Origin of the sequence: Sphingomonas sp. CD22 (genome assembly GCF_034556155.1) — a bacterium.
In the GTDB taxonomy this organism is placed as follows: domain Bacteria; phylum Pseudomonadota; class Alphaproteobacteria; order Sphingomonadales; family Sphingomonadaceae; genus Sphingomonas.
Window position 1 is genome coordinate 24,000 of record NZ_JAYDYX010000006.1, and the last position, 14,141, is coordinate 38,140.

The window sequence follows — 14,141 nt, forward strand, 5'->3', positions numbered from 1 at the left end:
GATCAGAGAGTTCTTTGACCCAATTGCGGACGCTAACGCCCCGTTTGGGGCCTCCCAACTCCGGACATTTGTTAATGTCTCGCTCGCGGGAGCATAAGCGATGGCCACCAATCGTGCCGGCAAGCAGGCTTTCCAGAGGACGATGGTGTTTTAGAACGCCATAATCATCGTGATGCGATGATCAGAATACGGAACCAGTTCCGTACAATGCCGCCGCGCCAGGCAGCTGTGCGCGGAAGGTCGTCGGAAATGGTTCAAGTAGCGTCAGAACACCGCCATGGGCCTGCACGACCTGGCGGGCCAAGCTAAGTCCGATCCCGCTCCCGCCCGCTTTAGAAGTATAGAAGGGGCGGAAGATGGTATGCGCGCAATCCGGCGGAATGCCGGGGCCATTGTCCGCCACCTCAATAATGAGAACGTCGTCGCCCGCGGTTGCCCGGATATCGATCCGACCGGATGGCACCCCACCCTGCTCGACCGCCTCGGCAGCGTTCTGGAGCAGTGCCCAAATCGCCTGATTCATCTGGTCGCGATCGATTTCGCCACACAGGCCAGGTTGAACGTCGATCGATAGATGAACGCCCGGCCAGCGGCTCGCGAACAGCCGCGCAAGGTCATCGATCATCTCTTCGATAGATACGGTCAGTCGCAAGGGCGGCGGCAGCCGTGCAAGCTCGCGATAAGCTTCAGTGAACCGCCGCAGCCCCTCGGCACGCCGCGCGAGCGTCGTCAGAATTTCGCCAAGTAGAGCCGAATCCCCTTCCCGGGCCTCTGCCGCGGCGACGCCGCACTCGGCCAGTGACACGATCGGCACCAGCCCGTTGAGCATCTCATGGCCGAGGACCTGGATCATTTCGGCGCTGGCGCGCGCTTCAGCGGTGCGCTCTTCCGCTTCGATGTCGATCAGCGCAACAACCGAACGGTCGCCGACCTCGACCCTGTCAGCGCGCCAGTTTCGGCCGGCATGGCGCAGGTGCGTCGCCGACTCATCGAACAGAGACGACGGGGGCGGCAATATGCGATCGTCACTCGCGAAGAGAAGGCGTGACGCCCGGTTCATCGTGCGCACAGTGGTTCCGCTTACCAGCACCAGCGGGGTTGGCGATGCATCGAGCAACAGATGATGAGCGATCTGCGCCTCGTCGGGCGAGCCGGACGGCACGACCTCAACGGCTTGGGACCGTCTGAGCAGAAGGAGCATGGCCACAAGCAGCCAAATCATCACCAGCAGTGCGCCGATCATAGCCAGCCATAAGGCATGGGTCCCGGTCACTAAAGCCATCGCCCCGCATAGGGCCAACCCCAGCCCTATGAACAAAGCACGGCAGTCCCACCTAAAGACCATGCTGTGCCATCCGACGATACAGGGTACCGCGACTGAGGCCCAAAGCTGCGGCGGCCCGTGACACGTTGTGCCGGTGCTCCTTTAACGCAGCTTCAATCATCAGCTTTTCGGCATCCTGCATCCCGAATGCCGGCGCTGTTCCACCCCCCGATCCGGCGAATGGGTCGGCCGGCCTGACCGCTGCAACGTCGATCAGGCCATCGTCCGACAGCAGCACAGCGCGCTCGATCGCCAACGCCAGCCCGCGCACCTCGTCCGGCCAGTCCGTAATGGCAACGAACGCCTCTGCTGCCGGTGTGAGCCGTGGCGTGGATCGACCGTAGGTCTCGCCGGCGACGCTCGCGAAATGCCGGGCGAGCAGCACCGCGTCGTCACGGCGCTCGGCGAGAGAGGGCACCACGATCTCGATCGTGCAGAGTCGCCGGCGCAGCGCGGGTAAGAATGGCGCGACGTCCTCGACGATCGTGATGCAACGCAATCCTGGCATCAGTCGGTCGAGCAGCCGAGCCTGCGCATGGGAGGTCAGTCGATCGACGTTTCGGAGCACGATCGTACCGGTGGTATTGTCCAGAGTGCACCATTGTTCGGGATCGGTCAGGTCGATCCGGGGCAGCCTGGTCCCGGCGTCAGGGGACGCCGCGTGCAACGCGTCGGCGACCAGCGAGCGTCCGCTGCCCGATGCCCCCATGACGCATACGGCGGCAACCGTCGGCCCGACACGCCGGACGAGAGCACGGACGCGCTCGATCGCCACCGATGTACCAAGCAGTACGCTGCCCGCCGATGGGTTGCCGACAGCGGAGCGATGCCCCTCACCATCAACGGCACTACGCCTGATTGCTGCATCGACCTTGCTGAGTAAGTCGTCCTTGCGCCACGGCTTGATGACGAAATCGCGCGCGCCCGCCTGCATGGCCGCCACAGCGATGCGAATACCACTGTGCGCTGTAATGACTACGACGCAGGCACGGGGGTCGTCTGCGACAATCCGGTCGAGGCACGCCAGCCCCTCCGCCCCATCCGAACGGCCCGCCGTCAAATTCATATCGAGCAGGATCGCGTCGTAGCGACGTCGTGCGAGCAGGGAATAAGCGGTGGTGGTATCGGCAGCAATCTCTAGTCGATGCCCAGCCAGCCGAAACAGGATCTCCGTCGTACGACCGACGACCGGATCGTCCTCAATAAGAAGGATATCTCGAGGACTTGCCTCGTGATTGAAGCGCCCGTCGGCGGACATAGTGTTCAAACGCGGCGGATCGCTGGTGAGGGATGCGGAAGAAATTCGTTTGATCATAGCATGTTAGCTTTTCAGATCGTGGGCAGTGACAGCCTGACTATGATGACTGACCCGCGCACATACGCAACACCCATGCCGGAGGCTGCCGAGGGACAACTCCTTGAGCGAAACAGCTTGGCCTCGATGGCGCCAGCGCTCGCCGGTGATTTCCCGCGACACCGCTTTCGGCGGTGCAGTTTGCGCTTTCGAGAGTGGTGCCCCCGCGCGCAGCGCCGGCGACAGCCCATCCTCTTGTCAGGATATTCGCGATGAACCGCTTCGTCCTGGTCTCACTCTACCGCTCGCTCACCCGCCACAAACTTTATGCCGCGCTGAATATTGGCGGGCTAGCTGTCGGCATCGCGGTGTTCCTGGTCCTCGGGCTCTACGTGAGGTTCGAGACGAGCTTCGAGCAGTGGCTGCCGCATCATGGCGAACTATACGTTGTGCAGACCCAGCTTCAGATCCCCGGCAGCCCCTTCAACGGGGCGTATCCCGTCACGATGCCCGGGCTGTTTGAAGAGCTGCGACAGGATTTTCCGGGACTGGTCGGCACGCGCATTCGTGGCGGTACTCAGGGCGGCAGCGTCATCCGTGCGAATGACGCGATCGACGCCGACGTGGCGCAGGTCGATCCCTCCTTTTTCGATGTGTTTGATATCCCCATGGTGCGCGGCGACGGCCGGCGGGCGCTCGCCGATCCGTCGGGCGCGCTTCTCAGCAGAAACGAAGCGCAGCGGCTGTTCGGCGACATCGATCCCATCGGCCAGACCATCACCATCGCAGTCGATGCGCCGCAGGCCTATCGTGTCGCCGGTATCTTTGAGGATTTACCCAAGAACACCGATCAGCGAGCGACCATATTGATCCCAATGCCGCGTACGCCGCCCGCACCTGTGCAATGGTCATGGTACAAATGGGGCATGGTCGATGGCGCGACTTATTTTCGCTTTCCGAACACGGCGGCCGCGCGTGCGTTCGAAGCAAAGATGCCGGCCTTCGTCGAACGTCACGCGGGGCAGGATTTGGGCCCCGATCCGGCAAAAATCATCGCTCTTTCGCTGCTTCCGCTCACTCGCCTGCATCTGCAACCGCCTGGCGGGGTGCAAAGCAGCGGCCGTACGCTGACGATTGTGACACTGGGGCTGGTCGGCGCGCTGACGCTGCTGATCGCAATCATCAACTATGTAAATCTGGCGACTGCCCAATCGGGACTGCGTGCTCGCGAAGTGGCGATGCGCAAGGTGCTGGGCGCGGATCGGACTATGCTGATCCGCCAATTCCTAGGCGAGGCCGCGGCAATGGCGGCGGTCGCCAGCTTGCTCGGTATGATCCTGGCTGAGGTCAGCCTTCCCATCGTAAATGCGGCGGGGGGACTATCACTGAGCTTTCCTTACGCTTTGGCGCTGCCGTTGCTGGTTGCACTGGTTGCCATTATCGCGCTGGCGGCAGGCTTCTACCCGGCGGTCCTCTTGTCTCGCTTTCCTGCCGCCGCTGTGCTGGCTTCGGCGCGGGCTCCGGGGGGCGGGCGTAGCGGCGCGCGATCGCGCGAAATCCTGGTGGTAATCCAGTTCGGGCTGGCCATCGCCTTCATGATCGGCACGGTCGTTCTGGTGGCGCAGACCACACATGTCCGGCGTTCGGATCTGGGTTTTCGGCGCGATGGGCTGTTGATCCTACCCTCACTGGCCGACAAACGCATCTTCCCCGCTCAGGCGCGACCAATCCTCGACGCTTTGCGTCGCTTGCCCGGCGTCATTTCGGTCGGATCGAGCAGCTCGGCTCCGGGCCTCGTCAATTCGAGCCTCGACATGATCGAACAGCCCACCGGACCAAATGTAACCCTCGCCAATATCCCCGTCGGGCCGGAATTCTTCCGCACCTATGCGCCCCGACTGCTGGCCGGGCGAGTATTTGACGATGCGCATGGCGCCGACGATTCCAGCGACTGGACCAAATGGAAATATGGCCGCAACGTCGTCATCAATCGCAAGGCGGTCGAGAAGCTTGGCTTCCATACGCCCGAAGAGGCGATCGGCAAGACCGTCGGGCAGGCCGCACCGCGCACGATTATCGGCGTGATCGACCAGCTTCGCTTCGCCTCGCCACGCACGGCCGAGACGGCGACCTTGTACCAATATGCCCGCGACGTACCGACGTCTGCGATCGCGGCCATCCGTTACAGCGGCGATACCGCCGACATGATCGCTCGCATCCGGTTGGCCTGGCGGCGCCTCTCGCCGCAAATACCATTGGTCATCGGTACGGCGGACCAGCGTCTGGCGGACTATTACAAAGCCGATGAACAGGCCGCGCATCTGTTCGGCATCGGTGCTGGGATGGCAGTACTGATCGGTTGCACCGGCCTTTGGGGCCTGGCCTCGTTCAACACGGCACGGCGGGTAAAGGAAATCGGCATCCGCAAAACGCTCGGCGCGTCCTCCGCCGATATCGTCAAGCTATTGATCGGCCAGTTCTTGCGGCCCGTGCTGATCGCTAACCTCATCGCCTGGCCACTGGCCTATGCCGCGATGCGGATCTGGCTTGCCGGCTTCGACGACCGGATCGCGCTGTCGCCGCTGTTCTTCGCCGGTGCCAGCCTGCTGGCGCTCGCGATCGCAATGCTAACCGTGCTGGCGCAAGCGTTGCGCGCCAGCCGGGCGGCTCCCGCCTGGGCACTGCGTCATGACTAAGTTGCTTTGCTCACGGATGGCTGTCCCGCTGGCTTACGGCCTACCCTCCGCCGCAGGCGAAAAGGTGCTATGGCGCAAGTCTCACCTGACGAGTCTCTATGGGTCGCGGCTCGCATCCGGCAGGTAGCGCTGACCCAGAACCGGTCATTCATGCCCCCTTCCCCGCTGCCCACCTTCAGCCGTTCGTTCATGTCGAACTTCTCAGCGGAGACCCTGCCAACCCAAGCTGCCGCCGAATTTCAGATCGGCGAATTCCGCCTCATCGATACCTCCCTTGACGAAACGACTACAACTGTGGTCGATGGCCAGCGGGTGATGGGGAAGATGATAATGGATGCTCGATCTAATACGTACCGGGCCGTGCTTCTCGCGTGCGCCGGTATAACCGCGGCAGTCCAGGCATACCCCGCTTCTTCGGCCAACGCTGCCGCCACCCGGTCGTCCGATAGCCCATCATCAGCCACTAGCGTATTACCTTTGGCGCAGAGGACAGCCATTGAAGGGATCGTTCATGCCGAGATGAAGCGCCGTCGCATTCCGGGCCTGCAGATCGCGATCGTACGGCACGGCCGTATCGCCTTCGACGGCGCCTATGGCACGGCGGACATGGAAAGCGGCATGCCGGTAACGCGGGACAGCCTTTTCACGCTGAATTCGTCGACCAAGTCCTTCACCGGTGTCGCGGTCATGCAGCTGGCTCAGGCCGGCAGGCTGTCACTAGACGTCCCGGTATCGACCTATGTCGATGATTGGCCCTCGCAGTGGGGAACGGTATCCGTCCGACAACTGCTCACCCACGTATCCGGTCTACCTGACGTGCTCGAGCAGCCGAAGGGCCAGGGTACCGGTAGCCTGATCGGTGACGGTGACCAGGCTTCGGCATGGGCGGCCGTTAAAGCACGCCCAGTAGAGGCCGCGCCGGGTGCCCGCTTCCGGTACAATCAGACCAATTACGTGCTGCTGGGCAAGATCATCGACAGGCTCTCCGGCACCCCCTTCACGCGTTACATGAAGACGCATGAGTTCGATCCGGTCGGTGCGTCGCATTTCGCGTTTGGCGAAACCCGCGACGTGATCCCCGGACGGGTCAGGATTTACCGCTACGCCAATGGCGCAGTCGACGGCTCGACCAAGAACGCGGCGCTCGAACACGCGTTTGACGAGTTCGCCCCTTTCATGCGTACCGCCGGTGGTCTCAACGGTTCTGCCACCGACGTCGCCCGGTGGCTGATCGGATTGCAGAACGGCACGCTGCTTGATCGGGCCTCGCTTGCGACGATGTGGACGCCCGGCCGCTATGCCAATGGCAAACCCACCCAATGGGGGATGGGCTGGCCGCTGCGCCCCGATGCGCGACATCCGGTCGCCACGGGTATCGGTGGGCGCCGCTCGGCCTTCTTCGTCTATCCCAAGGATGATCTGGCGATCGTTGTCCTGACCAACCTTGCCGGCGCCAATCCCGAGGAGTTCATCGCTGAGATTGCCGGCAGCTTCTATCCGGAGCTTCGCCTGGTGAACGGGGGTGGTCTGTCCCCCGCCGCCAATCGGCTTCGCGTGGCCCTCGCTGCGGCTCCAGCCACACCAGCTGAGGCGACATACACCCGACTCCAGCGTGGCGATGCCGGCTTCGTCGTTGGCGAAGACGAGTTGAACGAATGGGGCGGCCGATTGCTTGGGGCGGGGATGCGAGATGACGCATTACGGATATTCCTGCTCAACACCCGCCTCCATCCCGACAGCGCCAACACCTGGGACAGTTTGGGTGAAGCTCATGAGGCACGCCGCGAGCCTGCCGAGGCGATCACCGCCTATCTTCAGTCGCTGCGCCTGGATGGCAGCAACGACCACGCCAAAGCCCATCTCAAGCTGCTCGGCGCGGACGTGAGGGACTAACCGACAGCCTTCGACCACCATCTCCAGCTGCCCCTACCCCATGCCGATCGGAAAATTGATCCCGTGCAGCCCCTTTTGACCCGACGGTCACTCATCACCACCAGCATCGGCATAGTCGGTGCCCTGGGGATATCGTGCGCACCGGTGTGGGCGCGGGAGCCGCCCCATGACGTGACCTTCGCCGAGGATTTCGACGAACTCTGGCGGACCCTGGCAGAGCGTTATTGCTTCTTCGGCGAGAAGACGACCGACTGGAACGCGGTGCGCCGGCTGTATCGGCCGCTGGCCCTTGCAGCCGACTCCCGTGAGGCATTCGTCGCCGTCGTCAGCGACGTGCTGGGCGAACTGTACGATGCCCATACCCATATGGGCGACCTGCCGGCCGATGCGCTCCGCGGTCCCTATTTCGACCTATGGGTGGAGCCCGCCCACGATGGCTCGGCAACCATCACCAGTGTGCGGGCAAGCTCGGCGGCAGCCGATGTCGGCGTCAGGGTCGGTGACGCGATCACCGCAATCGATGCTCGACCGATCGCGACGATCGCCGCTAGTGTCATGCCGCGGTGCCTGTCACGTCCTGATCCAGCCGCCACCGCCTATGCCTTCAACGTCGCGGTCTCCGGTCGGCGGGGTCAGCCACGTACCCTGTCATTGCGGTCACAGGGCGGACGTGACCGGCAGCTGCTGATCCCCGTGAAGAAGCCAGCCGAGCTACCAAACGTCGATAGCCGCATGCTGGCCGACAACATCGGGTTGATCGTGATCCGCAGCTTCGCCGACGACGCGGTCGTTGCCGCTGTCGATACCACACTGCTCAGGTTCAGGAATACAGCGGGGCTCATCATCGACGTCCGGGAAAACGGGGGTGGTGATACCGCGGTAGCACGACCGATCATGGGCCGTTTCATCACCGAGACCAAACCTTATGCACGCATGCGTCGGCGCGATGGTGACGGGCTGAGCGCACCTTGGACCGAGATGGTCGAAGCTCGCGGCCCTTTCACCTATCGACAGCCGGTCGCCGTCCTGACCACCCGCTGGAGCGCGAGCATGGCAGAAGGCTTTCCGATGGGTATGCGGGGGATCGGGCGGGGATTGATCGTCGGCACGCCGATGATGCGGGTCGGCGCTGCGGTGTTCCCGCTGCGGCTCGATCGTACCGGACTGGAACTGCAATATTCCGCTGAGCCCGTGTACGATGTTCAGGACAGACCACGCTGGCTGCTCGATCCCGACATTCCGGTCGAAGGCGGCGCTGACATCCTTGCTACCGCCATGGCCGAGCTGACGCGGCGTAGCGCACGACGGGGCAAACCAGCATGACATGTCGCATTCGATCGATCACCGCCTGTGCAGCAGCCATCATGACGCTCGCACCACCGATCCCAGCCCGGCAGACCCTGGACCCAGCGCAGGCCAGGTCACGACTGATCGCCCCGGCGACGCAGGTCATGGTGCTGGGCATTTCCCACCTCGACAATGCGCCCAAGGCGTTTGATCCGACATGGCTGGAGCCGGTGATGTGTCGCCTGCGGGCCTATGCGCCCGACGTCATCCTGACCGAGGCGATGTCGGGCGAACAGCTTGCGGCGATCGAGGCCTACAAGGCGGTGCGCGGCGATGCCGGCAAATGGGCTGGCCCGACCCTGGCGTTCGCCAAGGATGCGCAGACGGCGCTTGGCATCACCGGAGCGGATGCACTGGTTCAGGCCGATGCCTTGGCTGCGAAACCCAAGCTGACCGCCATGGAGCGTCGTCATCTGGCTGCCCTCTTTCTGGCCGCAGGCGAGCCATTCTCGGCGGCGACGCAGTGGCTGCAGCTCGCCCCCGCCGAGCGGCTTGCTGAGGACGGTGTCAGCGAGACGATGAAGACCAGGATCGGACGCTTCGGGATTGGTCGCAGTGAGATCGTCTCGATCGCAGTCGCGCTGGCGGTGCAGCTTCGCCGACCCCGCGTGTACGGCGCGGGCGATCACCTGAGCGATGTGACGTTGCCTGACGATGCCGCCTTTGGTGCGGCGGTAAAGGCATCCCCCGATATCATCGCGCAACTCGACAAGGCCACGCCCGCCCTGAAACCATATGGCAGCAAGACATTGGTTCTGGATAGTCGCGAGCGTGTCCTGCCGGTGCTTCGCATCCTGAATTCCCCGGCATTCGCCAAGGCAGACGCACAGGCGCAATGGTTATCGCTTCAACAAAGCCCCCGTCTCGGCGCCGTGGGGCGGCAGCGGGTTGCCGCCTGGGAGGCCCAGAACCTGCGCATGGCAACCACGGTCCGCGAGGCGACCGCGTCGATCCCGGGCGGCAAGGCACTGCTGGTCGTCGGTGCATCCCACAAAGCGTTTATCGAGGCTTATCTCGGCACCATGACCGACATTTCGATCGTCTCGGTTACAGCGGTGCTTGATGCCCATCCCACAAGATGCTGACACACCCACTACCATCTCATCCCCGCGCTGACCCACTTGCGGTCATTCGCGGCCTCTTTCTAGCTCCCCAACTTCTGCCATCCATTCAGTATTGCAACAGAGAAGGTGCTGAGCCTCGGCCCTGCCCGCTGCCCTGCCAGGTTTCAAAAAGGATGATGAGGCGGCAAAGCTGCTGCCGGCCGACTAACGGGCCGTCGGCTGCATAAGCTCTATCGTGATATGATCGGGGCCTGAAACGTAGGCCACCAACGTCCCCTTCCGTGGACCACCCGGGATCGGCAGCGGATTGCCTTTCGCCTCCCATCCTGCTGCCTCGACACGGGCAATGGCGGCATGAATATCCTTCACAGTCAGAGCTAGGTGGGCCGCTCCGATCGATCCCGCGCCGCTGGGCACCGTCCCGTTCTGGAGCCCGTTCGAATATTCCAATAGTTCGACCACGTAGCCGTCTTGTGCCTTGACGATCGCCGTTCTCACTTTCGGATCATCGACACCTGTCACCTGATGCAGGAAGTCGCCCCCCATCTCCGATCGCCGCTCGAGTTTGAAGCCGAGCGCTCCCGTCCAGAACCGAACGGCTTCGTCCAGAGACGATACAGCAAAGCCTGTGTGGTCCACGGCAATTACGTTTGCGGCATCCGTCATTACTGCCCTCTCACCGGTATGCCGCCCGTGCTTACCACGCGACCGTTCACCATCGTAAACTGCTTTCCCTAAACCCTTCCCCGCATACACCTTCCCAATATGGAATGTTGTATGCGGAGAAACGGAATGAGGTGGCCCCTCAAATGACCTGACAGGATCTCGCTCTTGGATAAGAGTGAGGCATATGACTGACGGTATGACCAGGCGTTACAACGACGGCGAGGTCCTCTCCGGTGTTCAGCGCCGGAGGCGGTGGACACCGGAGGAAAAGGTCCGGATCGTCGAGGAGACCTACCTGCCGGGGATGAGCGTGTCGCTCGTCGCGCGCCAGCACGGCATCAGTGGCAGCCAGGTCTTTACCTGGCGCCGGCTGATGAACCAGGGTGCGCTGCCCGCTGCGGCAGCCGGTGAGGAGGTGGTGCCGGCGTCCGAGTACCGGGCGCTGGAGGCGCAGGTCCGCGAGTTGCAGCGGCTGCTCGGCAAGAAAGCTATGGAGAACGAGCTGCTGCGCGAGGCCGTATCCCGGGCCGCAGGCCCAAAAAAACTTCTCTTGCGCTCGACCTCGTTGCCGGGGGACGGTCTGTGACCGCGGTCGCCAACGCGCTCGGCATCGCCCGCCCGCATCTGTCTGCGACGCGTAACCGACCACCGCCACGACCGCGCGGACGGCCACCGTTGCCGGATGCGGAGCTGGTCGCCGACATCCGGCTGATCGTCGCCGATCTGCCCACCTACGGCTACCGCCGTGTTCATGCACTGCTGCGCCGCCGGGCCGAGAAGAGCGGGTGTGCAGCGCCTAACGTCAAACGCGTCTACCGCGTCATGAGGATACACGGGCTGCTGCTTCAGCGAGAAGGCGAACGGCGCGAGGAGCGCCGTCATGACGGCCGCGTTGCCGTCGACCAGCGCAACACTCGCTGGTGCTCCGACGGGCTGGAGATCGCCTGCGACAACGGCGAGAAGGTCCGCGTCGCGTTCGCGCTCGACTGCTGCGACCGCGAGGCGATGGGGCATGTGGCAACCACGAGCGGCATCACCGCCGAGGACGTGCAGGACCTGATGGTCGCCACCGTGGAGCACCGCTACGGCCGAGTGAACCGGGTGCCCGAGCCGATCGAGTGGCTGACGGATAACGGCAGCTGCTACACCGCTCGCGACACCCGAGCCTTTGCCCGCGACATCGGGCTGGTCCCGCGCACCACCCCGGTCAGCAGCCCGCAGTCCAATGGCATGGCCGAGGCGTTCGTCCGTACCCTCAAGCGCGATTACGTCCGCGTGAACCCCAGGCCCGATGCGCAGACCGTCATCGCGCAGCTACCAGCCTGGCTCGACCACTATAACGAGGTGCATCCACACCGCGCCCTCGGCTACAGGTCACCCCGCGAGTTCATCGCGAAAACCCGCGAGACCCTGTCAGCTAATTAGGGGGCAACAACACGGAAAGGCTTTAAGCCTCTCAAAGCAGCGAGTTCCAGGTTGCGAAACACCTTGGGAGCAGACGAGCTTGGTCATGCAGCAATCAGGCGACCAGCGGCCGCGGAGACCCAGTTGTGGACGTTCAAGCAAATCAAGCTGCTGCCCGAAAGCGGACATCGGTTCAGCTCTGCAAAGGCGCGGATTTCGCGATCAGTCCTTAGCTCCCGGCGCGTGCCACATGCAGCTGGAAGTGCGGGCTGAGGTGCTGGCCTCCATTGGCGAGAGCGACTGTTGCCCGACCCTACTGAAAAGTTCGTGATTGAGGTTGAGCTTGGTGACAGTCCCCCGGTACGCTTAAGCTGCCCCTCCCCGACCATCTCCGGAGTTCGCGATGCGCCGTACCGTTCTGCTCGCTCTAGCGCTTACGTCCGTCCCTGCCGTACTTGCCGCTCAAATCGGCAAGCCGCACTATGAGCCATGGGGGCTGGAGCTCAAGAACATGGACAGAAGCGTGAAGCCGGGCGACGACTTCTACGCCTTCGCTGTGGGCACGTGGCTTCGCGACCACCCGATCCCGGCAGACAAAGCGGGTGCCGGCTATAATTACGACCTGCCCGACGAGATCGAGACCCAGGTGCGCCGGATCGTCGAGGATGCGGCGGACACGCCAACAACGCCGACCGCCAAAAAAGTCGGAGATTTCTACGCCGCGTGGATGGACGAGCAAGCGATCGAGGGGCGCGGCCTGACCCCGCTCAAGCCCCGTCTCGCCAGGATCGACGCGGTTCGGACCCGGCTTCAGCTGATCCAGCTTATGATGCGCCCGGGCTATCCGTCTCCGGTCAACATTGTCATTTCGAACGACGCGGACGACCCGACGCGCTATATGGTTGATGCCGGGCAGGCCCGGCTCGGGCTGCCGACGCGCGACTACTACCTGCTGACCGGCGAGAAGTACGACGCGATCCGCCGTGCGTACCGCACCTACCTGATCAAACTGCAAGAACTTGCCGGCGTTCCGGATGCCGCTGCTAAGGCGGACCGGATTATCGCGCTCGAGACGCGTCTGAGCGAGGACCAGTGGGCACCGGAACAGCGCCGCGATCCCGTCAAGACACACAACCCGATGACGCGCGCCGAGCTGACCAAGCTCGCACCGGAGATGGAGTGGACGCCGACGCTCGCCGCCATGGGCCTGGGCGCCGCCGCCAAGATCAACGTGTCGGAGCCAAGCGCGGTTACCGCCGCCTCGAAGCGACTGGGCGACGTGCCGCTGTCGACGTGGAAGGAATGGATGACTGCACGGTTCATCTCGAGCGCGGCACCGTTCCTACCCAAGGCGTTCGATCAGGCGAATTTCGATTTTTATTCGAAAACGCTGCGCGGCGTGCCCGAACAGCGCGCACGCTGGAAACGCGGCATGGCGCTGATCGACGATGCGTTAGGGGAGGCAGTCGGCGCGATTTACGTTCAACAATATTGGTCACCCGCGACGCAGGGGAAGGCCGACGAACTCGTTGCCGACATGGAGGCGGCCTACAAGGACAAGATCGAAGCCGCGACGTGGATGGACGATGCAACGCGCAAGGCGGCACTCGCGAAGCTCGCGACGTTCGATCCTAGAGTCGGCCACCCCAAGAAGTGGCTCGACTATTCGACGCTGACGGTCGGCCGGACCGATCCGCTTGCGAACAATCTGGCAGTCGCCGACTTCCAGTGGCACCTCCAACTCCAGCGCTTTCCCAAGTCGGTCGACCGTGGCCTCTGGGACATGACGCCGCAAACGGTCAACGCTTACTACGATCCGACCATGAACCAGATCACCCTGCCCGCCGCGATCCTGCAGCCTCCCTTCTTCGACGCGAGCGCCGATCCGGCAGTGAACTACGCGGAGACCGGCGCCACCACCATCGGGCACGAAATGGGGCACGGCTTCGACGATCAGGGGCGGCAGTTCGACGAGAAGGGGCGACTGCGCGACTGGTGGAGCAAGGAGACCGCGGCCAAGTACAACGTCCAGGCCGATCGGCTGGCAGGACAGTTTGACCGGTACGAGCCCATCCCCGGCGTGAAGATCAAGGGCCGCCTGACCCTCGGCGAGAACCTGGCGGACCTGGGTGGGCTGGAGACCGCCTATGCCGCCTACCGCCGCTATGTCGCCCGTCACGGCGAACCGCCGGTGCTCGACGGGATGACCGGTGACCAGCGCTTTTTCCTCGCCTACGCGCAGGCATGGCAGGGCAAGCGGCGTGACGAAGCGGAGCGCCAGCAGCTGCTCAGCGACCCGCACTCGCCCGACAAGTACCGAGTGAATGGCATCGTTCGCAACTTCGGACCTTGGTATCAAGCGTTTGGCGTGAAGCCGGGCCAAGCGATGTATCTTCCGCCTGAGCAGCGGGTAAGCATCTGGCAGTAGTGGTCGCGTCTCTGAGCGTGGAACT

General features: G+C 63.4%; 9 protein-coding genes. 6 read left to right on the forward strand and 3 right to left on the reverse strand.

Annotated features, from left to right (window positions below; all coding sequences use genetic code 11):
- Positions 1-181: 181 nt before the first annotated feature.
- Entirely contained in the window at positions 182-1,243 is a 1,062-nt protein-coding gene (locus tag SFC76_RS12675; protein ID WP_322849803.1) for a sensor histidine kinase, read from the reverse strand.
- A gap of 91 nt (positions 1,244-1,334) precedes the next feature.
- Positions 1,335-2,639: a sigma-54-dependent transcriptional regulator gene (locus SFC76_RS12680; protein WP_322849804.1), complete on the reverse strand. Its 1,305-nt coding sequence runs from the start codon at positions 2,637-2,639 to the stop codon at positions 1,335-1,337.
- Between the two features lie 251 nt (positions 2,640-2,890).
- On the opposite strand from SFC76_RS12680, the gene SFC76_RS12685 reads away from it, so the two are divergent.
- From SFC76_RS12685 to SFC76_RS12700, 4 genes are all read left to right on the forward strand, one after another.
- Positions 2,891-5,314 (forward strand): ABC transporter permease, encoded by a 2,424-nt coding sequence (locus tag SFC76_RS12685; protein ID WP_322849805.1) that lies wholly within the window; start codon positions 2,891-2,893, stop codon positions 5,312-5,314.
- A gap of 330 nt (positions 5,315-5,644) precedes the next feature.
- Positions 5,645-7,207 (forward strand): serine hydrolase domain-containing protein, encoded by a 1,563-nt coding sequence (locus SFC76_RS12690; protein ID WP_322850037.1) that lies wholly within the window; start codon positions 5,645-5,647, stop codon positions 7,205-7,207.
- A gap of 171 nt (positions 7,208-7,378) precedes the next feature.
- Positions 7,379-8,530, forward strand: a complete 1,152-nt coding sequence (locus tag SFC76_RS12695) for a S41 family peptidase (protein ID WP_322849806.1) — start codon at positions 7,379-7,381, stop codon at positions 8,528-8,530.
- A gap of 41 nt (positions 8,531-8,571) precedes the next feature.
- Positions 8,572-9,639 carry a DUF5694 domain-containing protein gene (locus SFC76_RS12700; RefSeq protein ID WP_322849807.1) on the forward strand — a complete coding sequence of 356 codons (1,068 nt, stop codon included), beginning with the start codon at positions 8,572-8,574 and terminating at the stop codon, positions 9,637-9,639.
- Positions 9,640-9,822: 183 nt separating this feature from the next.
- Here the strand turns inward: SFC76_RS12700 and SFC76_RS12705 are convergent, their stop codons facing one another.
- Positions 9,823-10,284 carry a VOC family protein gene (locus SFC76_RS12705; protein WP_322849808.1) on the reverse strand — a complete coding sequence of 154 codons (462 nt, stop codon included), beginning with the start codon at positions 10,282-10,284 and terminating at the stop codon, positions 9,823-9,825.
- Positions 10,285-10,480: 196 nt separating this feature from the next.
- Here SFC76_RS12705 and SFC76_RS12710 point away from each other — a divergent pair.
- A protein-coding gene (locus SFC76_RS12710) for an IS3 family transposase (RefSeq protein ID WP_416222426.1) occupies positions 10,481-11,709 on the forward strand; the annotation gives its coding sequence in 2 pieces (ribosomal slippage) (positions 10,481-10,813 and positions 10,816-11,709; 1,227 coding nt in all).
- 382 nt (positions 11,710-12,091) lie between these two features.
- On the forward strand, positions 12,092-14,116 hold the full coding sequence (locus tag SFC76_RS12715) for a M13 family metallopeptidase (protein WP_322849809.1): 2,025 nt from the start codon (positions 12,092-12,094) through the stop codon (positions 14,114-14,116).
- Positions 14,117-14,141: the final 25 nt, after the last annotated feature.